16 protein-coding genes are annotated in these 25,089 nt (G+C 46.0%); 8 read left to right on the plus strand and 8 right to left on the minus strand.

Features of this window, described 5'->3' with window-relative positions; translation table 11 throughout:
• Nucleotides 1-85: 85 nt before the first annotated feature.
• Nucleotides 86-445, minus strand: coding sequence for a PadR family transcriptional regulator (locus tag EPX21_RS12065; protein WP_134089949.1), 360 nt, complete (start codon nt 443-445; stop codon nt 86-88).
• 322 nt (nt 446-767) lie between these two features.
• Here EPX21_RS12065 and EPX21_RS12070 point away from each other — a divergent pair, with 322 nt between their 5' ends.
• Nucleotides 768-2,534, plus strand: coding sequence for a thiamine pyrophosphate-requiring protein (locus EPX21_RS12070; RefSeq protein WP_134089950.1), 1,767 nt, complete (start codon nt 768-770; stop codon nt 2,532-2,534).
• Nucleotides 2,535-2,556: 22 nt separating this feature from the next.
• Here EPX21_RS12070 and EPX21_RS12075 read toward each other — a convergent pair whose 3' ends face one another.
• The gene (locus EPX21_RS12075) at nt 2,557-2,853 is read right to left on the minus strand and encodes a hypothetical protein (protein WP_134089951.1); all 297 of its coding nucleotides are present in this window, start codon (nt 2,851-2,853) and stop codon (nt 2,557-2,559) included.
• A 338-nt stretch (nt 2,854-3,191) separates the two neighbouring features.
• Here EPX21_RS12075 and EPX21_RS12080 point away from each other — a divergent pair, with 338 nt between their 5' ends.
• Genes EPX21_RS12080 through aroC form a run of 4 tightly spaced genes read left to right on the plus strand, consistent with a single transcriptional unit; the run spans nt 3,192 to nt 7,571 of the window.
• Nucleotides 3,192-4,019 carry a prephenate dehydratase gene (locus EPX21_RS12080; RefSeq protein ID WP_134089952.1) on the plus strand — a complete coding sequence of 276 codons (828 nt, stop codon included), beginning with the start codon at nt 3,192-3,194 and terminating at the stop codon, nt 4,017-4,019.
• Nucleotides 4,020-4,067: 48 nt separating this feature from the next.
• Nucleotides 4,068-5,174, plus strand: a complete 1,107-nt coding sequence (locus EPX21_RS12085) for a chorismate mutase (protein WP_134089953.1) — start codon at nt 4,068-4,070, stop codon at nt 5,172-5,174.
• On the plus strand, nt 5,174-6,448 hold the full coding sequence (gene aroA, locus EPX21_RS12090; RefSeq protein ID WP_134089954.1) for a 3-phosphoshikimate 1-carboxyvinyltransferase: 1,275 nt from the start codon (nt 5,174-5,176) through the stop codon (nt 6,446-6,448). The genes EPX21_RS12085 and aroA overlap by 1 nt, the downstream gene beginning before the upstream one ends.
• 22 nt (nt 6,449-6,470) lie before the next feature.
• Nucleotides 6,471-7,571, plus strand: a complete 1,101-nt coding sequence (gene aroC / locus EPX21_RS12095; protein WP_134089955.1) for a chorismate synthase — start codon at nt 6,471-6,473, stop codon at nt 7,569-7,571.
• A 64-nt stretch (nt 7,572-7,635) separates the two neighbouring features.
• On the opposite strand, the gene EPX21_RS12100 is transcribed toward aroC, so the two are convergent.
• A complete protein-coding gene (locus EPX21_RS12100; protein ID WP_134089956.1) occupies nt 7,636-10,050 on the minus strand; it encodes a thiamine pyrophosphate-dependent enzyme in 2,415 nt (804 codons plus the stop codon).
• Between the two features lie 547 nt (nt 10,051-10,597).
• Between EPX21_RS12100 and EPX21_RS12105 the strand changes: the two genes are divergently transcribed.
• Together EPX21_RS12105 and EPX21_RS12110 are read left to right on the plus strand one after the other, a co-directional pair.
• Entirely contained in the window at nt 10,598-10,978 is a 381-nt protein-coding gene (locus EPX21_RS12105) for a DUF1573 domain-containing protein (protein ID WP_134089957.1), read from the plus strand.
• Nucleotides 10,979-11,099: 121 nt separating this feature from the next.
• Nucleotides 11,100-12,299, plus strand: coding sequence for a pyridoxal phosphate-dependent aminotransferase (locus EPX21_RS12110; protein ID WP_134089958.1), 1,200 nt, complete (start codon nt 11,100-11,102; stop codon nt 12,297-12,299).
• A gap of 98 nt (nt 12,300-12,397) precedes the next feature.
• On the opposite strand, the gene EPX21_RS12115 is transcribed toward EPX21_RS12110, so the two are convergent.
• From EPX21_RS12115 to EPX21_RS12135, 5 genes are all read right to left on the minus strand, one after another.
• Nucleotides 12,398-14,041: a glycoside hydrolase family 32 protein gene (locus EPX21_RS12115; RefSeq protein WP_134089959.1), complete on the minus strand. Its 1,644-nt coding sequence runs from the start codon at nt 14,039-14,041 to the stop codon at nt 12,398-12,400.
• Between the two features lie 84 nt (nt 14,042-14,125).
• The gene (locus EPX21_RS12120; protein WP_166670745.1) at nt 14,126-15,697 is read right to left on the minus strand and encodes a glycoside hydrolase family 172 protein; all 1,572 of its coding nucleotides are present in this window, start codon (nt 15,695-15,697) and stop codon (nt 14,126-14,128) included.
• Nucleotides 15,698-15,734: 37 nt separating this feature from the next.
• On the minus strand, nt 15,735-17,456 hold the full coding sequence (locus EPX21_RS12125; RefSeq protein ID WP_134089961.1) for a RagB/SusD family nutrient uptake outer membrane protein: 1,722 nt from the start codon (nt 17,454-17,456) through the stop codon (nt 15,735-15,737).
• Between the two features lie 29 nt (nt 17,457-17,485).
• Nucleotides 17,486-20,608, minus strand: a complete 3,123-nt coding sequence (locus EPX21_RS12130; RefSeq protein WP_134089962.1) for a TonB-dependent receptor — start codon at nt 20,606-20,608, stop codon at nt 17,486-17,488.
• A gap of 55 nt (nt 20,609-20,663) precedes the next feature.
• On the minus strand, nt 20,664-22,004 hold the full coding sequence (locus EPX21_RS12135) for a sugar porter family MFS transporter (protein ID WP_240768669.1): 1,341 nt from the start codon (nt 22,002-22,004) through the stop codon (nt 20,664-20,666).
• Nucleotides 22,005-22,319: 315 nt separating this feature from the next.
• Here EPX21_RS12135 and EPX21_RS12140 point away from each other — a divergent pair, with 315 nt between their 5' ends.
• Nucleotides 22,320-25,088 (plus strand): substrate-binding domain-containing protein, encoded by a 2,769-nt coding sequence (locus tag EPX21_RS12140; protein WP_134089963.1) that lies wholly within the window; start codon nt 22,320-22,322, stop codon nt 25,086-25,088.
• Nucleotide 25,089 lies beyond the last annotated feature (1 nt).

Below are 25,089 nucleotides of genomic sequence, written 5' to 3' on the forward strand. Positions count from 1 at the left end.
GATGGAGCTTTTTATCCAAAGATATATTTCACGATCTATTCTCATTTCTTGTATTTATCCTTCAGAGTTCAAACTAACGATGTTATTAAACGGTTAAAAGATTTCTGATTTCCGATGAATAAAAGAGCTGAATATTCCGCTCCACAAATTGCTTAAATAACTGCTGCCCCAATTCAGTCATATAGTAATATTTACGCTCGGGCCCCTTATTTCCTTTGCGCAGTTCATGATCCACTACACCGACATGCTCAAACTTCCGCAACACGCGGTAAAGACTCTGTTCCTCACAGCGCATGGTGTTGTTCGATCGTTCTTCTACAAAACACTTAATTTCATCTACATACTTTCTGTCCTCCTGTAAGGCAAGAAAAATCCATAGCGTTAATTGTCCTTTCTTATAAGTCTCCTCCCAAGCAGCCAATAGATCATCCAGTTCGTCTTTCATATCAGCAGTATTAAACATCTTGTATAATACAAATATAACACAAATAATTTATTTCCAAATTTTTTGCCTTTTTTTGTGTATAACTTACAGCGTACGCTATAGGCACCGCTTTTCGTTCTTCGCAACGGCTGTGCTAAAGGAACGCGCTTGACACCTAATGCTTAGCGCTTTTGGCCTATATTTTAAAGCCACACCTCATAACTACTCCCTATTAGCTTACTCCCCTAGTCGCCTATTCCTACAACTTTCGTTTAAATAAGAGAAGGCAATGGATGAGGAACGGTTTTTGACCCAGATGGCATGGTGACTAAAAATTAGCGATATGTTAGTAAGCGATTTCATTATTCAGCGATTGGCTGACTGGGGAGTAAAAAGGATCTTCGGCTATCCCGGTGACGGTATTAACGGTTTATTGGGTGCGCTCAACCGAAAAAAAGAAGACATAAGCTTTATTCAGAGCAGACATGAGGAGGCAGCGGCATTTATGGCCTGCGCGCATGCTAAATTCACGGACGAAGTGGGCGTGTGTTTGGCCACCTCCGGACCGGGTGCCATCCATCTATTGAACGGTCTTTATGACGCGAAGTTAGATCACCAGCCGGTGGTGGCTATTATCGGACAACAAAAGAGAACATCCCTCGGCAGCAATTATCAGCAAGAGATCGACCTGATATCTTTATTCAAAGACGTGGCAAGCGATTATGTACAAATGATCAGTCATCCAGCCCAGGTTCGGCAAGTTATAGACAGGGCCTTACGGATTGCTCAGGCGAAACGCTCGGTGGTTGCAGTCATTGTTCCGAATGATCTACAGGAAGAAAAAGCGGTAGAAGAACCACCCCGAGAACATGGAAGCGTCTTTACCGGCGTCGGTTTTCCAAAATCGACTTTACTGCCACAAGAACAACACATCAAACAAGCAGCGGAGCTGCTAAATCAAGGAAAAAAAATAGCCATTTTAATAGGTATAGGTGCCAAAGGCGCTGAAAAAGAAATATTAAAGGCTGCCGATTTGCTAGGCGCTGGCATTGCAAAAGCCTTATTAGGGAAACCGCTGATTTCCGACGACCTCCCTTATGTGACCGGGGCTATCGGTATGTTAGGAACTCAGCCCAGCTGGAAGATGATGCAGCAGTGTGATACACTCTTTATGATCGGGACCAGCTTTCCTTATGCAGAATATTTACCGAAACCGGGAAGCGCAAAATGCATACAGATAGACCACGACGGCAAAATGCTCAGTTTGCGATACCCTGCGGATGCCATGTTGTTGGGCGACAGCAAATCCACACTCCAGGCACTCATACCCCTTTTAACCTATAAGGAAGACCGAGCATGGCGAACAGCGATAGAAGATGACGTAAAAGAATGGTGGGATGTGGTGGAAAAAAGGGCCGAACAAGACGCGGATCCGATAAACCCGCAAAGCTTCTTTCAGCGCCTCTCACCGCAGCTTCCCGAAAACTGCATCCTGACAGCCGATTCCGGAACCGCCGCGTTCTGGTATGCACGTAACATAAAAATCCGGGGCACCATGTCGGCCTCCCTCTCCGGCAGTTTAGCCACCATGTGTCCGTCAGTGCCCTATGCCATTGCCGCCAAATTTGCTTTTCCGGAACGACCCGTAGTGGCCATCGCAGGTGATGGGGCCATGCAGATGTTGTGCATGAACGAACTGATTACAATTTCGAAGTACTACCGCCAATGGAAAAACGGCCAGTTGATTGTTGTTGTATTGAATAATAGGGATTTGAATATGGTGAGCTGGGAACAACGTATGTTATCCGGCGAACCAAAATTTGAAGACTCACAAAATATTCCCGATGTGGACTACGCTGCCGTAGCCACTTTATTCGGATTGAAAGGAATCCGCGTTGAGCAGGCGGAAATGATCGAAGAGGCCATCCGTACCGCACTGGCATCTACAGTTCCCGTTGTGGTGGATTTGGTTGTCGACCCCGCCGTTCCTATTTTACCGGGCCATCTCGATGAAAAAACCATTAGTAACCTCGAAAAAGCACTCGAAAGCAATGATCCGGAAGGCGCCGCCATTAGCGAACAGCTTCTCAGACAATTAGGAAAAAAATAATCCGGTTGTTTTTTAAAGCAAACTACCATACTTTTTTGTTTGAAGCGTTCAAGGCGTCTATTATATACGCAGCTACTTCATCGTCATCGGGATGATTTTTTATTCGTTCATCTAGATTATGTTGCCAATTTTTCAAGGCCTCCTGAGGCGATAAGCCGCAGGCAAAAATCCCCTTTCGGGTATCAGGCCCCAGTACACAACAAAAGTCATTTCCGTCCTGAAAAATAACCGGACGTAGCTCCTTAACCGAACGTGGCAGGTCCTGCGATTCATAATTGAACGGCACGATCATCTCTTGGGGAATCCTCATCTGTTCCATAGTAACAAGTTTATTATTGGGTTGCTTATACAGAACAGCTCACGCTGCCATTTTGTTTGCGTCCTGAAGCGCGGGAACATCTCACCGCTCTTCCGGTACGACGGCACAAAAAGGAAAACCAAATGACCTATTTACATTTTTTTATTTTTTTTCTTGTTTCGTAATAATTCTTGTATATATTTGCGATATCAAAAAGAAAAAATGAAATACACAGCTGCATATTGGTTCTTTGGTTACTTTTACTTTAGTAGTAAGGGCCGGGATTAATATGCATGTAAAGAAATAATGTATGAAAAAGTCCCGGTGAGCAACCGGGACTTTTTTTTTGAAATTTAAAAATGAGCAAAATTAGAGTCGCGATTCAAGGAACACGAGCTTCTTTCCACGAAGAAGCAGCTTTCAAATACTTCGGACAGGATATCCAGACGGTAGAGTGTGAAACCTTTAAACACACCTGTGAAGCTTTGAAAAAAGATGAAGCCGACTATGTCGTCATGGCTATTGAAAACTCCATCGCCGGAAGTCTGCTTCCGAATTACACCCTGCTGCACGATTACCATTTCCCTATTGTTGGCGAGGTATACCTTAGCATACAGCTTCACCTACTCGCTTTGCCGGGCACCAAGCTGGAGCAAATCAAAAAAGTAGAATCGCACCCCATCGCCTTGCGTCAGTGTGCCGACTATCTGGAAGAGCATGCTTACCTCAAGGTGTCCGAAGGAACGGACACCGCTTCCTGCGCCAAAAAGATTGCGGAAAACAAGCTTACCGATACCGCGGCGGTTGCCAATCAGTTAGCAGCTAAATTATACGGTCTGGAAATCATCGATCGACGAATTGAAACAAACAAAAAGAATTATACCCGTTTCCTGATCCTCTCAAAAGAAAAAACAGAAAATCCCAAAGCCAACAAAGCGACTCTTCTCTTTCAGACCGACAATAGCATTGGCTCATTGGCCCGTGTGCTTACTTTTTTTGCCGATGAGCAGATCAACATGAGTAAAATCCAATCGATGCCCGTGCTCGGAAAGCGCAATGAATACGATTTTTATGTTGACATTGAATGGAAAAAACAGAGCAATTACGATGCAGCCATCCGTAAGACACTTAAACACACCATAAATTTTAACATTTTAGGAGAATATATCAAAAACGACAAGGTATAGTAAAAACAACAGATTATTAACAGCATATATCAATTTAATACAATAAAAATGAAACTAAATTTAGACATCTTGCCTTTGAGCTCTTGGCTAGCTACCGGCAAAGAACCTTTAGTAATTGCAGGGCCTTGCAGCGCCGAAACAGAAGAACAGGTCGTTGCCACTGCTCATTTGCTAGCCGCTACCGGCAAAATCTCCGTATTGAGGGCAGGTATCTGGAAACCCCGCACCCGTCCGGGCGAATTTGAAGGCATTGGAAGCATCGGTTTGGAATGGTTAAAACGTGCCAAAGAAGAAACGGGCTTACTGACAGCCACCGAAGTAGCGACAGCAAAACATGTGGAAGAAGCATTGGCTGCGGGTGTTGATATATTATGGGTAGGTGCACGCTCAACGGCCAATCCGTTTACCGTTCAGGAAATTGCCGATGCATTGCAAGGCGTAGATGTACCCGTTTTAGTGAAAAACCCGGTAAATCCGGATTTGTCTTTATGGATCGGTGCTTTAGAGCGCATCAACCGTGCCGGCATTAAAAAGTTGGGAGCCATCCACCGTGGTTTTTCTTCCTATGAAAAGACGGCTTTCCGCAATGAGCCGATGTGGGATCTGGCTATTCAACTTAAAACAGTAGCGCCTGAATTACCAATCATTAACGATCCTAGTCACATTTGCGGTACGCGTGAATTAATTCCTTACGTAGCACAAAAGGCAGTTGATTTGGATATGCAAGGATTTATTATTGAATCACATATCGATCCTTCTGTAGCCTGGACAGATGCCAAGCAACAAGTAACGCCTGCTGCCCTTGCAGAACTCATCAATAACCTTTCCTTGAGAAGAGCAGAATCAAATGATCCTGTATTTGAAGACAAATTAGCGGCTCTACGTAAAGAAATCGACACTATTGACGATCAGATCATTAAAAAAGTTGCCGACCGGATGAAAATCGTTGAAAAGATCGGTGAATACAAGCGAGACAATAAAGTAACCATCTTACAGGTGAACCGTTGGGAAGAAATCATAGAAAAACGCGGTAAGTTTGCGAAAGCCTTGAATCTCGAAGAAGATTTCACCGTCAAATTATTGGAACTAATCCATGGTGAGTCCATCCGCAAGCAGAACCAGATCATGAACGCCAAACCTGCAGTGGAGGCCTAATGAATACAGAAACACTCAGTGTATCATATCCCGGCGGTGCGGTGCATGGCACCGTCCAATTAACAGGATCTAAAAGTGAAAGCAATCGTGCACTTATTTTAAGTGCCCTGAGTAAAGGAAAAGTCCGCATTGAAAATCTTTCCAATGCGGACGACACCGTTACGTTGCAAGCCATCTTAGAAGCACTTGACACGGCGGCGCAGGAAACTCAAACAATAAATGTTGGGCCGGCTGGCACGGCCATGCGTTTTTTAACGGCCTATCTTTCTACCATTCCGGGAAATTTTCTATTAACCGGTTCCGAACGGATGAAACAGCGACCTATCGGTATATTGGTAGATGCACTTAAAAGCATTGGTGCTGACATTCGCTATGCCGAACAAACAGGGTACCCACCGCTGGAAATTAAAGGCGGTTTTATACAAACCCAGCCAGAAGTGGTTATCAAGGGAGACGTCAGCAGTCAGTACTTATCAGCACTGCTCCTCGTTGCCGCCTTTTTACCCGAAGGACTTACATTAAACATCACAGGCACCTTAACGTCCAAACCCTATGTCAGCATGACGCTGGACATGTTGAACGAAACCGGAATCAGCCACGAATGGCAGGACAACCGCATCGCCGTTGGCAAACAGCAAGCAAAAGAGTCGGTACTGCGGGTAGAGCCCGACTGGAGCGCGGCTTCATACTGGTATTCCGTAATCGCATTATCTCCTCTGGGAAGCAGCTTATTTCTGCCAGGCCTGAAAGATCGCAGTTTGCAGGGCGACCGCGCCATTGTTGACATCATGGCAAATTTCGGCGTTCGGTCGACTTTCGAAAACCGCGGCGTTAAAATCGAAAAAACGGAGGCGGGTGAAGGTGAACGTTTTTTCGATTTAAAAGAGTGCCCAGATCTGGCACAAACGGTTATTACCTGTTGTGCAGCCCTGGGGTACGACGCCAGTTTTACCGGATTGGAAACGTTAAAGATCAAGGAAACGGATCGTATTCTGGCCCTTCAAAACGAATTGGCTAAATTCGGTGTGGAACTGCTGGAAGATAAGCAAGTTTATCACGTAAAAACGGCTGGCAGAACCAAGCCAAAAAGCACTACCATCAGTACTTATGAAGATCATCGGATGGCGATGGCTTTTGCGCCTTTAGCCCTCGTGTTTGAGGAACTGATTATTGAAGATCCAGCAGTTGTCGGCAAATCGTACCCAGCCTTCTGGGAGCATTTGACAAACGTAGGCTTTGAACTAAACCATAAGCACGACCTTCACACCTCTTAATTACTCAAAAATATTCATAGCCATGGCAGGAAATTCATTTGGACAAAGCTTTCGGATTACAACTTTTGGAGAATCTCATGGAGAGGCTATTGGTGTCATCATTGACGGCTGTCCGCCAAATATACCCATTGAGCTCGACTTTATTCAGTCGGAACTCGATAAGCGCAAGCCCGGTCAGTCGAAAATCACCACGCAACGTAAGGAAAGTGATACCGTGCAGATACTATCAGGTGTTTTCAAAGGGAAAACAACCGGTACGCCTTTAGCAATGTTGATTCCCAATGAAGACCAACGGTCGAAAGATTATTCCCACATCCAAGATAAATACCGGCCTTCTCATGCCGACTACACCTATCAAACGAAGTACGGCATACGCGACTATCGCGGAGGGGGACGTTCATCAGCGAGGGAGACAGCAGCGCGGGTAGCCGCGGGCGCCATTGCCAAACGCTACCTACAGGAACTCGGCATTGCCGTTTTCGCACACGTATCTGCCGTCGGAAATATCGAGGCTCCCAATTTAGGAGACCTAACCTTAGAGGAGCTGGTTGACATGCGCGAAGATAATATTGTTCGCTGTGCCGACCCTGCCACCGCCAACCAGATGATCAGTTTTATTGATTCGGTGCGGAAAGACGGCGATACGGTAGGCGGAATTGTAAGTGCTATTATAAAAGGAGTTCCGGTTGGTTTAGGCGAGCCTGTCTTTGATAAACTGCACGCCGATCTGGGAAAAGCTATGTTAAGCATCAATGCGGTTCATGGTTTTGAATACGGTTCGGGCTTCAGTGGCGCAACGATGCGCGGCTCGGAACACAATGATATCTTTGTCAATCCGGCACAGCAAGCGCAGTCGCTGCAAACGCTCACCAATTTCTCAGGCGGTATTCAAGGCGGTATATCCAATGGAATGGACATTAATTTCAGGGTAGCCTTCAAACCTGTAGCAACCATCATGCGGTCGCAACGCACGATCAACCAGTTAGGTGAAGAAACAGAAATTTCTGGAAAAGGGCGCCACGATCCCTGTGTTGTGCCACGTGCGGTAGCCATTGTGGAAGCGATGGCTGCGCTGGTAATTACCGACCACTATTTGCGGAACCTCAGCTTAGGTCGCCTTTAAAAAGCAAGCGAAGCTGAGTATCAACAAAAAAAGCATCAAAAGCAACAGGCTCTTTGATGCTTTTTTAAATTATCTTCGGAAACTTATCGGGATTTGACTCGTGCATCATGGAATAAATCGTCTCAATGATGTCATCGAGTGACGGCTTCGTAAAATAATCGCCGTCCGAACCATAAGGTGGGCGATGCGCTTTGGCCGACAAGGTACGCGGTTTGCAGTCCAAACTGAAGTAGCCGTCTTGCTCCTCCAATACCTGCTGTAAAATAAAGGCAGAAGCCCCTCCCGGCACATCTTCGTCCACCACCAACAATTTATTCGTCTTGGCCAGCGATTGTCCGCAGACATGCAATTTATCAAAAGGCTGGAGGGTTTGCGGATCTACAATTTCCACCGAAATGCCCATTTCCTTCAGCTCAACGGCCGCCTCCTGTACCAATCGAAGCGTAGAGCCATAAGAAACAACGGTAATATCCGAACCGCTTCTCACCACTTCCGCAATGCCTAGCGGTACGGTAAAATCACCTACATTAGCAGGCATCCGTTCTTTTAGGCGGTAGCCATTAAGGCATTCGACCACCAGCGCAGGCTCATCCGATCGCAGCAAAGTATTGTACATGCCCGCCGCCTGCGTCATATTGCGCGGCACGCAAACGTGCAAACCCCTCAAAGATCCCAAAATCATCGACATTGGCGAACCCGAATGCCAGATCCCTTCCAGGCGATGCCCGCGGGTACGAATGATCAGAGGTGCTTTCTGCCCACCTTTCGTGCGATAGCTCAGGGAAGCCAGGTCATCGCTCATCACCGTGAGCCCGTACAACAGGTAATCTACATACTGGATTTCGGCTATGGGCTTTAAGCCCCTTAAAGCCATCCCAAGGCCTTGTCCGATGATGGCGGTTTCGCGGATACCGGTATCAAAAATCCGATGCTCGCCAAACTGTGCCTGCAAACCTGCAAAGCCATGGTTTACATCCCCAATAGCGCCTACATCCTCGCCAAAAGCCAATAAGCGTGGTTCACGACTAAAATTGGCAGCGAAACACGCATTCAGCACTTCGCGGCCGTCGACCATTTTCGACTCATCGTTATATACTACCGGCACCACTTCCAGCTTGTCGGGTGCCTCTAAGGTACCTGTAAACAGCTTTGAATTGTACCGCTCATAATTAAGCACCTGTTGTTCTTTATACCAATTAATCAGCGCTTCTTTCTGCTGATTGTTGTCCGCCCGCATTTCCCGCAAGGCCTTTCTAACCGTTCCGTAAATTTGCTTTAAGTTCGGTTCCCTCAAGGCAGCCAGTTTGGCAGCCAGCGTCTTTGCCGATTTATGTTCGATGGCACCTAACAATTCAATTGCCTGTGCCTTTTCTTCGGCAAATGCTCCAATATAGTCTTTCCAAGCCCTTTGCTGCTCTTCCTTCACAAAATCTCGAGCCCACTGTTCAATCTCCTCGAGCTGCTCCTTAGCCGCAATGGCCGATTCCAGCATCCATTTTTTCATTTGCACGAGGCAATCGTATTCAGCCTCCCATTCAAGTCGCTCTTTCGACTTATACCGTTCGTGCGATCCGGAAGTCGAATGCCCTTGCGGTTGCGTCATCTCGATGACATGAATAAAGACGGGCACATGCTCTTCCCTACAGAAACGGACGGCACGTTCGTAGGTTTCACAAAGTCCGGGATAGTCCCACCCCCGTACTTTGAAAATCTCATAACCATTGCCTTTTTCATCCCGTTGAAAGCCCTTCAGCACTTCGGAGATATCTTCTTTAGTAGTTTGATACCGGTTCGGCACCGAGATGCCATAGCCATCATCCCATACCGAAATTGCTAAGGGTATCTGCAACACTCCTGCCGCATTGAAAGCTTCAAAAAAAACACCTTCAGAAGTAGAGGCATTGCCTATGGTGCCGAAGGCTACTTCATTTCCGTTGTTCGAAAAATGCGTTAAGTAAGCAAGCTCCTTGTTCTGTCTGTATACCTTAGAAGCCTGCGCCAGTCCGAGCAATCGGGGGATCTGTCCCCCGGTGGTCGAAATATCCGCGGAAGAATTTTTTAGCTGCATCTGATTGACCCAGCTTCCATCTGCATTCAATTCCCTTGTAGCAAAGTGCCCGTTCATCATACGACCGCCCGACGCCGGTTCGGCCTCTATGTTAGGATTTGCGTACATCTGCGAAAAGAACTCATACACATTCGACATGCCCGTCGCAAATGCAAAAGTCTGATCTCTATAGTATCCTGAACGCCAATCTCCCTCCCTAAAAACCTTCGCCATAGCGATTTGTGCCACTTCCTTCCCATCGCCGAAAATGCCGAATTTTGCTTTACCTGTCAACACCTCTTTCCTTCCCAATAAACTAGCCTCTCTGCTCTCGCACATTATACGGTAGTCATTCAACACAGTAGCTTTAAACTCTTCAAAGCTAAGTTTTGAGGTGTCAATCGGATCGGTATATTTCATGTTATCAGACATATCAACAAATCATGCTTAAAGTTCAAAAGTAATAAAAAATTGTATAAAATTTTGCTTTACCCGCCGCTACCGCTTAGCTATTTTAAATTTTCACAGAAAGAACAAACAAAATTTCAGTACGACAGAAAATGACAGATGCAACAGCCGTACCTTTTGTTATCCACGATAAATACAACATTATGAACCAACTACAAATATGCAGAAGCGGTGCCGTTCAACAGCGACACAAGAGCGAGTGCGCCCCGTCAAACAGAAACAAACATATTACCTGAATTATTGGCATTATAATTGGCGTAATGATATTTTTGTTATAAATTTATACAAAGAACCGAGCTTCTTTCATCATGAAATCGTCAGAAAAAGAAATTGTTGTAAATACACAAAAAAACGAATTCATTATGAAAGAGCGCATTAAGGTAAAGCCTTCTAAAGAGCGATAGATCGCTTACCGACATTAAAAACAAATTGTTAATGAATCTTGTATAAGCTATGTTCAAAACACTGAACAAGGTATACAAATTTAAGCTACTTAAAAACAGATTTTCTAATGAAAAAATTATTAGCCATTGTTACACTTCTAGTTGCATTCACAGCCTTTAGTGCGTGGAAAGCAGACGGTAATGCTGAATTCAAATTTGAGAAAGAGACCTATGATTTTGGTAAAATTCCACAGGGCAAACCAGTTTCCTATGAATTTAAGTTTACCAATGTAGGAACCGAACCACTGATCATTACCAAGGTGGAGTCATCCTGCGGTTGCACAGTGCCTAAATACACCAATGCGCCCGTTAAGCCTGGGGAAACCGGCTCGATCAGCGTCACGTTCAACGCTGCTCAGGCCGCGCCTTTTAGCAAATCGGTAACCATTCGTTCAAATGCAAAAACGCCACTAAAATCGCTCTATATTAAGGGAGAAGTGGTACAATAAACTGCTATAAATAAACGAAAGAGGCTATCTCCTATCTTTGTCGATACAAATGTAGAAGATAGCCTCTTTTTTATGCCGTTACTTTTAGTAAGTTTGTGCCTAAATTTGCCAACAATACACTATGCCGACAATATCAAAAAAGGGAAAGCAAATGCCCGCTTCCCCTATAAGAAAACTAACGCCTTATGCCGATGCAGCAAAGAAAAGCGGTAAGAAGGTTTTTCATCTCAACATCGGACAACCGGATATTGAGACACCAGACACCATGCTCAATGCCATCAAGAATATAGACTTCAAGGTATGGGCCTACACGCCTTCACAAGGGAATGCCAGCTATCGCGAAAAGCTGAGCACCTATTATAATAAGCTGGGCTATGATATAAGGGCAGACCATATCTTGGTGACTACCGGAGGATCCGAGGCCATTACAATAGCCATCGAATCCTGTTTAGATCCCGGAGATCAAGTCATTATACCCGAACCCTTTTATGCAAACTATAACGGCTTTGCCTGTATGGCAGGTGTAGAGGTAACACCCATCCCATCGAGCATCGAGACGGGATTTGCACTTCCCGAGATTGCGGCGTTCGAGCGTGTAATCGGGCCTAAGACCAAAGCCATCATCATCTGTAATCCGAACAATCCGACTGGCTACCTTTATTCACTGGAAGAAATGGAAGCCCTAAAGGAACTTTGCTTAAAAAACGATCTTTATTTGTTCTCCGATGAGGCCTACCGGGAGTTTTGCTATGACGACAACACCTTTATTTCGCCTATGCAGCTCGAAGGCATGGAGAAGCACGTCGTTGTTTTCGATACGGTATCGAAACGATACAGTGCCTGCGGTGCGCGCCTTGGTTGTCTGATCACCAAAAACGAAGAAATTCTGGAAGCCGGCCTGAAATTCGCGCAAGCCCGACTGAGTCCGCCAGCGGTTGCTCAAATTGCGGGGGAAGCTGCCGTAGACACGCCACAAAGCTACTTTGACAATGTCATTGCCGAGTATACCGAAAGGCGTAATCTCTTAGTGGCAGGTTTGAACAAAATTCCCGGCGTATATTGCCCAAACCCGGGCGGAGCATTTTATGTAGTGGCCAAACTGCCGATAGACAATGCCGATAGGTTCTGCCAGTGGATGCTGGAAGCATTCGAATATAACAACCAGACAGTCATGATGGCACCCGCAACCGGCTTTTATTCAGACACACGTTTGGGCGAACAGCAAGTGAGACTGGCTTATGTGCTATGTTTGGACGATCTGCGCAATGCCTTGGAATGCCTAGAAAAAGGTTTGGAACAATACCCCGGTCGGACGCAATAGTTAATCCGATTTCATTGTATAAAGGGCCGCATCGTGATAACATGATGCGGCCTTTTCTTGTTTCATTCAATCGCTATATGACGGTCGGTGAAGCCGACTCACTCTTTCCAGATCGACTTCACGCTGAAAATGTCTAAGTTTGCCACTTCAATGTTGTTCCCCCAGAAATGGAAACCCTCTTCATTGTTATCCTCCGCTTTTCGGGGCATCGAATACGAATAGGCTCCACCATCAATAAAAACTTCAATACTCGTTTTGTCGATGTAAATATCCGCTGAGATCTCCATGCTGGTGGGATCATTTGGCGAATAAAACAGACCATTGAGCTTATTATAGTTTAGATCGTAATCCAAAATCTTTTGCCCAAACAAATTGATTCCGGCACTGGTGGCATGAGATAACTTGATGGTAGCCTTCAACCTTAGCCCATCCGCCTTCGAATAGGACGCCAGCAGCTGGTTTGCACGTTCGGCTGTTAGTTTTACATCCTTCTGAACCGGTGTAAAAAGTTGCTCGGTTTCCTCAACCGGGCGACTGAAAAGTCGCGGACCGTCTTTTGTGCTGTGCAGACTAAGTGCTGTCGGCAGCAACATCATCCCTTTAAACGGCATCTCGGGATGCGTTATCTGTCCCCAACCAATCTGCACCCTTCGCCCGTCCGACATATTGGTAAAGGTTTGTGCCGCATAGATTGACCCGGTGGTATACATGTATTTACCAGCTTCCGGCTGAAACACTTTACCATCAAAAGAACCCAGCATATATGTGCCCGAAGCACCATACATCACCCATTTCGAATTGTTGGGGTCACCGTCTATCGGCAGTTCGAAGAGCTCGGGGCATTCCCAAAAGCCGGTAACATGACTTTCGTATTTCCACGTTTTCAGATCGCCGGAGGTATAGATGGAATGGCCATCCCGCTCATTGAGCACCATCACCCAATGTTTTCCCGGTTTGTACCAAAAGACCTTCGGATCGCGGGTATCCGGACTGTTCCATTTTTCTTTAGAATCAATGATGGGATTGCCCTCATATTTGGTAAAAGTACGCCCTTTATCGAGACTATAGGCGATACACTGCACCTGCCTGTCGGGGCCGGCAGCGGTATAGGCAGCTACCATCGCCGGTTTTTTGCCTTGATTATAGCCGGCTGTGTTATTATAGTCTATTACCGCCGATCCCGAGAACATGGTGCCCAACTCATCCGGATAAAGCGCATCGGGCAGCTCCGTCCAATGTACCAGATCTTTACTCACCGCATGGCCCCAGTGCATATTCTCCCAATCACGCTCATAAGGGTTGTGCTGATAGAACAGATGGTACTCGCCCTCGTAGAAAAGCAGCCCATTCGGATCATTGATCCACCCTCTGCGCGTGGTAAAATGAAACTGCGGACGATTCCTTTCCTTATAAAGGCTGTCCTGCCCTGCCAATCGATCGTCCTGATAAATTTTTGCCAATCCCGCTTCATCTCCTTCATAGCTTATTTTAAGCGTTTTGCCTACCAAATCCGAAACGTCTTTAAACACCCAATAATCCGGGTCGGTTTTCGCAAGTCGTATCACAACCGAAAGATCAGGTTTGCCATCAACACTGAAGGTCATTTTCTGACGTTGCTCTTTATGAGAGACCGGAAAGTTAAGATATCTTTTATTGATTTTTATTTCAATTTCACCCGCAAGTGAGAGCTGTGTAATCAACAGCAGCGCGATTGTTAAGATTCTGTTCGCAAATGTCTTCATCTGTTTATTTTTTTATTTCATTTGTTAATTCGGCCGATATACTAATCAGCTCTTTGTTTGTCGAATTTCATTGGCCTAACACCTTCAGGGTTTAGCATACCAGTAAGTAGTTGCGGCAATATCCACATAGCCACCATCCCAACTTAGCATTTCCATATCATAGGAAAAGCTTTTCTTAAAAGGAATAGCATCCAGTATCCGCGTCCGCGTAAAGGTATTATGCCCTGTGGAAGAAGTGTGGTCGGCCCTCGTGGCATTGGCAAAAGGCGTCTGGTAAATAATAACGGGTGCCCAAGAGGTATTGTAATAATCTTCCAATCCGGTACCAAATTCAGAAGGGAAGTCTTCCCCATCTACATAAGCTTTCGCATCCCCTTCCCCATACCACGAATTCATATGATTCAGCGTTGCCAAGGTATTACCCATGTATACCCCCTCGCCCTTCACCTCAATAAAATTCCAATCAATCGGTGCGCGGGCATCTCCTTTCGGGCTCTTCTTCGGGTCGTAATCCCATTTTGCATCCCACACCTGTTCTTCCATTTTAGTGAAGGCATGGAAATACATCGCGCGCTTGTCCCATTCAAAACGATCAGTTGCAATAGAAAGCGTTAACTCTATAGGAAAGTCATTGTTATTGATTAACCGAACCACCGCCGACTCCCGAAAAGGCATCACCCAGTGAGAAGTAAGCGTTTTTTTATCCGCAAGTGCTCGATACCAGCTAGCGATATCATTTCCACCATAACCGCTACCTATGAAATCACCCAGCGGACACGATACCGTTTCGCGATTATCAAATGATATTTTAAGTGTCACCTTTCTCCAAAGCACCTCCTTATCGCGGTTCAGGTCGGCCAGCTGCACCTGCAGCAAACGGATGGCCTGATTGGCATCTCTTAATTCCACCATGCATTCCTCCGAAGGGTTTAATCTGCGAGCTATCGAATCGGTCACGGCACGGTTTACCGAGGGATGCCAAAGGATGTTTTCCGTGTCTTTAATCTCATCCTTTACTTGTTCGAGCTGCTCGAAGGAAAAGGTTTCGGCCTTTGTATCCTTGGGATAGGTTCGGTAATTGATCTGATAATAATGTGGCTTTTTTAAATCTGCGCTGTCGGCAAACTCCCAGGTCACTTTGCAATGCTTATTGTATACCAAGGGCAAATACAGCGTATTTCCTCCCTTTCCTTTCGGATCATAATTAGTATGTGGATTCAGTAAGGCGGGTCCTAAATCCAGTCCTGCTTTCAGCAAATCGAATCCAGGAACCGTGATCGTCGGCTCTTTTTCATGATCAAAGTAAAAACGCATGGTGCCGGGCTTTTCCAGGCAAGTTAACCAAAACCGAACAATTGCACCCGGGCCTTCTGCATCCATCATAACATGTTCCACACGTCCGTCTTGTTCCTCCCGACGGATAAATTGGTTAAAATCACTGTTTGCGAACCATCCGGCGCCATTTCGCAGGGTCGACCGCCTATCGTAGCTGCTCGCCTGTTTCAAGGTATAAATAGGTTCCGGGAAACGGGCAACCTGTTCAAAATCACGCATTTCCTTCAATAAGTTCGCCATATTGACTACGTGCTGACAATGGCCGAGCCGAGCAAAAACGCCAAGGCCTGTACAGATCAGTAAAACAATTTTGATTTTCATGCTAAGTTTATTCATTGGTTCCGCTTTTCAAATATAACTACCAGCCGAAATTCTGCACATATAATCCTTGACTAAAATTTATCTGATTCTGCGGAATCGGTAGGTATTCATCGCGGTTTTTCTTGAAGGCTGCACCCGCTAAATGAGGAGTTCTTCGCTGTTCAACGGCAAAATAGTCATTGATAAATCCGGCAGCAATACCCCATCGCACGAGATCAAAAAAGCGGTAACCCTCCATTGCGAATTCCAGTCGACGTTCAAAGCGTAGCGCCTCCCGTGCAAATTCGTTCGTCCAAACACAATTTACCCCGGGCTGATACGTGGAAACATGGTAACTTGAGGTAGGTGTACCATCCGCCTGTGTCAGTCGAGCCGCGCTGTTCTGTGCTCGCTGTCGGATCGCGTTGATCAGCGGCAACGCTTCTTGCTCGCGCCCCAATTCTATTAACGCTTCCGCTTTGATCAGCAGCACATCCGCATACCTGATCACCGGCCAGTCCTTGGCACTCGACATAAAGGGTGGGTATTTCATGAAGGTCGGATCTGTATAAGCAACGGTTTCCTTCATGCTCATAAAATTACCATAGGTAGCATTATCGCGATTCCAGGAAGCCTGAAATACCAAGCGCTGCTGATACTTATAGGGATGTCCCGGGATTGCGACGGTATGATCCAGCCTGGTATCGAAACTTTGCTTTTGAAAATCGCCGGAAGGCACAATGTCATTTGTATTGTAGTCGTCCAACAAGGGCAGGCCTTGTGCGTCCGTTTTGAAAGCATTCACCAAATTAGAGCTCGGTTGGTGGAAGCCACAGCAGCCATATTCCTGGTTCATGGGGTAATTAGTGCCGACGCCCGCATTGATCCTTCCTTGCGGTGTACCATCGCTCTTGGAGAAGACGATGGCAAATACAGACTCCGGACCGCCTTCATATTCCGAGAGAAAGTTTTCAGCAAAGTCGTCCGACAGGCGATACCTGCCCGAGTTGATCACACTATCGCAGTATGTCACCACTTCATTAAACTTAGCATGGTCTTTCGAAACAACGTTATGCTGCTCATTCTGAACATAACTTTGATAAAGCAAGGTTTTCGCGAGGTAAGCGTGTGCGGCCCCCTTGGTAATGCGAGCCGCATCGGTTTGATTTAGCGGCAAATGCTGCGAGGCAAAACGGAAGTCGTCGGCTATTTTGGTCCAAAGTTCATCGTTGCTGTATAAGTCATTTCCAATGGTTTGATAGACCGACTTCTCTACGCTTTCGTCAATATATGGAATACGCTTGAAAAGAACCTTCAACAGAAAATAAAAGTGGGCTCTAATGAAGCGCACCTCCGCGGAACGCGTTAGCTTCTGTGGAAAAATATCGTCACCGATCTCATTAAGCAACGCCAAGGCTGTGTTACACCTCGCTATTCCGACATAGAGCCGGAACCAAGTGGCATCGCTTTGCCCCAGATCCACCCGATTGATGGAAAATAGCTCATAGGCATGCACATCATTCTGGTCGCCTGTACCGCCTCCTCCTTTGTAGGCATCGCCGCCTCGCACGCTTCCGTAGGCCCACATGGTTGTATAAGGCCTGCTCCAATGATCGTTGCCAAGAGCCGAGTAAGCACTGATAACCATTGCCTCCACATTTTCCGGCGTTTTCAGATTTTCGTTGAATACGACTCCTTGTGGAAGCTTCTCTAGATTCTTCGAGCAGCCTGAGAATAGCAGGATGCTCAAAAACAGTTGTACTATATGGTGATTTTTCATTTTTAGTAATTTTTAATGCGACTTAACATTTAGAATGACAGATTAAAGCCCAGCGTAGCAATGACGGGTATGGGATAGGCGTTGCCCGGGTTTTCCGGATCGGGCGCCGTGTATGCCTCGTTTTTCAAACGCAATAAATTGGAGGCCTGCATATACACCCGCGCACGACTCACATTAAATCTTTCAAAGGCGTCCTTCAGGTCGTATCCAATTTCAATGTTCCGCAATTTCAGGTAGCTTCTCGGTTCAAGAAAGTAAGTTGAAAACCTATTCTCATTATTCGTATTGACCAACGTAAGAGCCGGGACAGTAGCAGTCGGATTTTCCGGGGTCCAGCCTTCCAATACCCGACTACCCCAGTTCGATCCGGGTGCCAATGACGTGAAATCCGTTAAGTTCTTATAACTGTTATTGACGACGCCTCCCTGTATACCTTGAAAGAATAGGGCTATATTAAATCGTTTGTAGCTTAAAGCAAGATTTAAACCATAGGTAAAATCAGGGTCTGAAGTACCTAAGTACTGCTGATCGTTATTGTCAATGCGCCCGTTCTGATCGAGGTCGAGGTAGCGGATCCGACCAAGTGCTTTTCCCGGTTGTTCCGGACTATTATCGAGTTGCTCCTGGGTAGTGAACAAACCATCTGCTACCCAGCCAAAATGCGTATTCGGCGAGTGCCCGATAATGGTATACGTAGTTCCATTCCCCGGATAACCGATAATTGCATTATTCGGCAGCTCCGTGATCTTTAATCGGTTTCGGGTGATATTAGCTGCGATATCCAAGCGCAAATCCGGCCCCAAGCTTTGTGTATAATTGACGGCCGCCTCTAAGCCTTTATTCTCCAGCGACGCGCCGTTAATCCATGTATTGCCTCCCTCGCCCACCACACCGAGGTAAGGCGGACTGATCAAAATATCTTCGGTGTTCTTTATATAATATTCCACCGAACCAGTAAGCTTATTAGACAGCAGTCCGAAATCCACACCAAAGTTCGATTGCGTGGTGGTTTCCCATTTCAAATCCGGATTGCCCGTTTGTATGGCCGTATATCCGGAGGGAAGTGTACCGGTACCCTGCCCGCCTATATCATAGGCGCTGCCCTCACTCGGATCCCAAGTCAGGTCGGTTCCATATATCGCACGGTAGAGTGAGTACGTAGCATACGCAGGAATACTCTGATTGCCTGTTTGGCCCCAGCTATAGCGCAGTTTAAAGTCGGAGATAAAACCTATGTGGTCTTTAAAAAAACTTTCTTCACTAATCCGCCATCCAAGGGATGCCGCCGGAAAATTCGCGTATCGGTTGTTCGAACCAAACTTGCTCGACCCGTCTCTTCTGATGGTAACAGAAGCCAAGTAGCGATCGTGATAATTGTAATTTGCCTTAAAGAAAAATGACTGCAGCGCATCCGAATTGCCATCACCGCGCGCAAGAATATTTCGGGTACCCTGTGTGAGGTAGGCATAATTCATATCCGCAATAGCTAAGCCCTGCGCACTGGCATTAAATCCCTGATATTGGTTATTGACCGTTTCCGAACCCAGCAGAAAATTGACGCGGTGCTCGTTCGAGTTCAAGTCGTAAGTCAAGATATTTTGCCAGGTTAATGAGCCACTATAATCGAAATTCGTGTTGACCTGTGTAACATCACTGTTCAGGAACCCCGATTGGTAAGGCAAGAGCAGATGGCGGTAAAAAGTCCCGGCATAATCGACATTAAAAGCGGTTCTAAAATTCAGTCCCTCTAAAATGGAAAGATCGGCAAAAGTACTGCTCAGAATACGGCCAAAATGGTTGTTATTCTGCTTATTGTCTTCGATCAATCTAACTGGATTTTGTCGATCGTCCATCCCCGCTACAGGTCCTCCCCAACCGCCGTCAAGTGTACGAACCGGCAAAATAGGATTCAAGATCAGCGCGAGCGAAGTAATATCCCCGGTTGGGATTTGCGCATCCTTGAAATAAGAGAGGTTCAGATTTTCCCCTATTTTAAGTTTTCCGTTAAACAAAGAATGATCGATGTTCATGCGTAAGGTTAACCGTTGACTCCGCGTACGCTTAATAATCCCCTCATTATCGTAGTACCCCAACGAAAAGAAGGAAGTTCCGTGCTGTCCGCCATTTGCAAGGGCCAGGTTGTATTGTTTAATCTGCGAAACCCGTGAAACCTCATCAAACCAGCGCGTGTCGGACGTAAGCATCGTCTGTTCCGGATCTACATATTGCCCGAGTATAACGGCATTTAGCTGCGGATTTGAAAAATCGCGATTCCAGTCGAAGTCGTAAATTAAGCTTAAATCAGCGGGATCCTGCGGGTTGTTAAGGGCCGGCCCGAATCGCCCGTCATTCACCGCTGCCTGCCAATAGGCACGGGCGCGCTGATCGGTATTCAAGGTGTTGATTTTACTGTTATAAAATTGCAGCGAATGCGAAGCGTCCACATCAATCCGCCTCACGCCCGACTTCCCTCGTTTGGTGGTCACGATGATGACCCCTGCCGCTGCTCTCGACCCATAAATCGAAGCGGCCGACGCATCCCGCAGTACCTGCATCGACTCGATATCGCTTTGATTGATCTCCTGCAATCCCCGTTGGGTCGGTACACCATCGATAATATAAAGGGGATCGTTACTGATATTGAGTGTCGTCTGGCCGCGCATGCGTACGGTTACCCCGCCATTCGGTGCACCGGTGGCGCCGACCTCCACGCCGGGAACCCGACCCTGCATCGCTTTTACCGGATTTCCGAGCGGCACATTTTCAATATCCGCTATTTTAACGACCGAAACAGCCCCCGTCAGGTCTTTTTTGCGCTCCGATGTATAGCCCGTAACAATCACATCTTCGAGCGCATTCACGCTGGTTTTCATCTCCACATTAATCGGATCGCCGTTTCTGATCACCATCCGTACCGGCTCGCTACCGAGCATGCTGAAAGAAATCGTTTCACCGATGGCAGCAGCAATTCTGTACGCCCCGTTTTTGTCGGTAATGACCGAGCCCGTTTTCCCGACAATCGATACCGTTACGCCCTCCAACGGAACCGAACTCGTATCCCGCACTAGGCCGGATATCATAACTTCCTGCGCCGCAGCGCTCAGAAAAAGGAACATACTTAGGCAGTATGCAATAAATACTTCTTTTCTCATCTTTGGTTTAATTAATTAGATTAGTTTGGTTTATTCGTATTGGTTAATAGACAAATTAGATGAGCGGCTCATTGGCCAGCTGTGCTTCGATGGCTTCCAGACTGATGCCTTTGGTTTCAGGCATCCACCAGATTACAAAGACCAGCTGCAGCACCATCATCCCGGTAAAGAATAAAAATGTCATCACAGCGCCGAAAGCCTCCGCCAATATCGGAAAGGCAAAGGTCACCAGTGCTGCAAGCATCCAATGGATAGAACTCCCGAAGGTTTGTCCCTTCGCCCGCACCTGATTTGGAAAAATCTCCGCTATAAAAACCCAGATAACGGCTCCTTGAGAGAAGGCAAAACAAGCTATAAAAAGCATGAAATAGAATGAAATGTACATGCCCGACTCTGTCGGATTATTAAAAGAGAACACCACCAACAACAGGGAAACGATAATGCCCGCCGAGCCAATTTTCATCAACATTTTTCTACCCACCTTATCAATTAGCTGAACCGCCAGCAGCGTAAACACAAAATTGGTCATGCCGATCCCGATTGTCGACAATAAAGAAGAATGAACTCCCAATCCAGCCATCTCAAAAATGCGCGGTGCGTAATAAATAATGGCGTTAATACCTGATAACTGGTTAAAGAGTGCAAACAGCCCGGCCAATATCAACGGCTTTCTGTAATCTTTAACGAACAGTGCATGCGTCTCTTTGCTAGCCTTTAGCCCAGCCGCGTTTTCAATAGCAAGAAGCTCCTGATGATAACCCAGCGGATTAATAAGGCTCAATGTTTCGATTGCCTCGTCCCTACGCAATCCTTTCATCAGCAGCCATCTGGGGCTCTCCCGGATGAAATAAATAGCTACCAGAAAAAGAAGCGACGGTACAGCCTGAACACCAAGCATCAGGCGCCACGACTCACCGCCCAGTTGATTGATCAAATAGTTTGATAAATATGAGATCAGTATACCCAATACCACATTAAATTGAAATAGCCCAACTAGCGCACCTCGGCGATCAGGAGGGGATATTTCAGATATATAAATTGGTGCTGTGACCGACGAAGCTCCTACACCGAGACCCCCAATAAACCGAAAGAGCACAAAAAGATACCAGTTACTGGTAAAGGCGGTTCCTAGAGAAGCAAAGAGGTAGGCAAGAGCAACGAGGTATAAAGTTTTTTTTCGTCCCAGCTTATCGGTTGGATAAGAGCCCAGCAACGATCCGATTACGGTGCCGATGAGTGCAACCGAAATGGTAAAACCATGTTCGAAGATGGTAAGTTGCCAATATTGCTCGATCGCTTTCTCCGCTCCGGAAATAACCGCTGTGTCAAAGCCGAAAAGAAAACCTCCTAAAGCCACTACTACTGACCATAGTTTTACAATGTGATTTTTCATCATGTCGATCTATCTTGATTTTTTGAATTGGTGCTGCAAGATAGAGCAGCCTAAAAGCAAGGACGTGCTGGTTACGATCAAATCGTTTAACTTTTATAACATACCACAAAATGATAATTATCAGTACGTTACCGATAAAACAATCCGATTATCGGCCTTAACATTTCAACCGTGTAACATCGTCTTTTACTATTGTACCATAGATGTTGAACCACCTAAATAAGGAAAACATTTTTTCTTGCCGCTCAAAGAAGCAATCGCTTATATTTGTCGGAACCTACCGCCAACAACCGGTGGCCTGCTAACTGAATTATAAACATGAATGCTATTTTTTTCAACAGATTTCCCATTGTCTTGCTTTTGGTTTTAGGTTTCGGCTTAATCCTTTCCTGCAAAACCGCTAAAAAAAATAATACCTTCACCATTGGATTTTCTCAATGTACCGGTAACGATCTGTGGAGAAGAAACATGCTTGCAGAAATGCTGACTGAGTTAAGTCTTCATCCGGAAGTCGATTTCCATTATCTAGAGGCAGGCGGTAATAGCGAAACTCAGCGGGCACAGGTCGATACGCTCATCGATAAGGAAATTGATTTGCTGGTAATTTCTCCCAATGAGGCCGAACCTTTGACCGCCACCGTAAAGAAAGTGATGGATCGCGGAATTCCGGTGATTGTGATCGATAGAGAAATTAAGGGTCGCGATTATACCGCATTTATTGGCTCCGATAATGTGGAGATTGGCGAAATGGCCGGACAGTACCTGTCTCAACTCATCGGCGACAAGGGAAGGGTGATCGAGATTATGGGATTATTAGGTTCTTCTCCGGCTATAGACAGAGGCAAAGGTTTCGCTAAAGCAATTAATCGGTCGAAAGGCCTGACTATAGCGAAAACCGTTTATGGCGATTGGATGGAAGATACCACAAAAAACATGTTGAGCGATATGCATCGGCAATTAGCAAGTATAGACGCCATATTTGCCCATAACGATAATATGGCTCTCGGCGCACGAAAAATTCTCCATAAATATTATCCGGAAAAGCACATACCCATTATCGGCGTTGATGCCTGTTTCGGCGAAGGCGGAGGACTGGACATGGTGTACGATGGAAAGATCACGGCATCGCTCATATATCCCACCTTCGGAAAAGAAGCTATACGGACGGCTTTGGACATCCTAAGAGGCCAACCTTTCAAAAAAGAAAATAAACTGAGCTCCATCGTGATCGATTCAACGAACGTGCGCGTGATGAAGATGCAAGCCGCCATGATCAGCAGCCAAAAAGACGATATTTACAGTCAGCGTAAGCTGCTGGACGAACAGAAAATAGTATATAAAAGCCAACAGGCAGTGCTGAATGCAATTATCGTATTGCTTGTATTGTCATTAATTTTTGGAAGCATCGTTGTGATTTTGCTGAGAGATAACCGGAAAATCAATAAAAACCTAGCCAAAAAGAATTTAGAAATCGATACGCAGCGGAAGCAGCTTATCGAAATGTCCAAACAAGCAGCGGCCGGCACCGAAGCCCGGCTCAACTTCTTTACCAACATCACCCACGAGCTCCGGACTCCGCTGACGCTTATCCTATCCCCCATAGAAGATATGGCCAAAGATACCCGTCTTTTATCGCTGGCCGGCGATAAGATAAAAGCCGTCCAGCGGAACTCAGTAAGACTGCTCAACATTGTCAATCAACTGTTGGATTTCCGGAAAATTGAAATAGAAGGCTATGTCATACAAGCGTCGCCCAATAATTTGGTGTCCTTCATCCGGGATCTGATGGAACCTTTTAAAATCTATGCGCTGAAAAGACAAGTGCAACTGTCCTTTGTGCCCGCTGAAAAAGAGATTTCGGTATGGTTCGACCTCAATATGCTCGACAAAGCTTTGCTAAACCTTCTATCGAACGCTTTTAAATTTGTGAACGCAGGAGGTTTCATCAAAGTTTATGTGGAACGCATGGGAAGCGATGTAAGCATTAAAATCAAGGACTCAGGTATCGGCATGCACGAAAAAGATATTACATTGATTTTTGACCCTTACTATCAAGCCGATAACGCACCTGCCAACGGTTTCGGCATCGGCTTATCACTGGCCAAAGAAATCATCACAAAACATAAAGGACAAATACAGGTAGAGTCGAAAAAAGGGTTAGGCTCTACCTTTATCGTCATCCTTCCTCTGGGCAGTCAACATTTAAGCGACCGGGAAAAACTAACACTTCATAACCCTTCACCTCAAAGAGCGGAAAAGACTTCTATTCAGGAAATCTATTCGGACACCGAGATCCAGGAAATGGAGCAATCCGAGCAATGGGGTGTAAAAGAACACTCTTTACTTATTGTAGAAGACAACCCTGATCTTTTAAATTATCTGGTGACGGAGTTGAGTGATAAATACGATGTATTTTTTACGAGCAGCGGCCCGGAGGCGATTCGACTTGCGAGGGAAAAGGTGCCCGATCTCATCATCACCGATAACGTGATACCGGAGCTGTCCGGCAAGGAGGTCTGTAGAACCTTAAAAAGCGACTTCAAAACCTCCCATATCCCTATTATTCTCCTGACGGCCCAAGCGAGTTCGGAACAGGTTATTTCGGGCATGGACGCCCTTGTCGATATGTATATCACCAAGCCCTTCCTCATCAAAAACCTGTCGGCCAGTATCCGGGCCTTAATACACAATAGGAAAGTATTAAAAACCCACTTCACCAGTGCCATCGAACTCCCTACTGAAAGCGTCAAATTAAGTGCGATGGACCGGAAGCTATTGAACGATTTTTCCAGTGTGGTGGAAGAGAATTTAAGTAACGACCGGTTCTGCGTTGAAGACATCTGTCGATTGATCGGCATTTCCCGCATGCATCTGTATAGAAAGATCAGATCCTTAACGGGAATGACGGTGAACGAATATCTGCTGGAACGCCGTTTAAAGAAGGCTTCTTACCTTCTCCAACACGAATCGCTGAACGTCGCAGAAATCACTTATGCCGTAGGCTTTTCCAGTCCGAGTTATTTCTCCACCACATTCAAAGCAAAATTCGGTTATTCGCCTAGTCAATACAAAAGTAAAATCAAATAGC

Origin of the sequence: Olivibacter sp. XZL3, from assembly GCF_004368405.1 — a bacterium.
GTDB lineage: Bacteria > Bacteroidota > Bacteroidia > Sphingobacteriales > Sphingobacteriaceae > Olivibacter.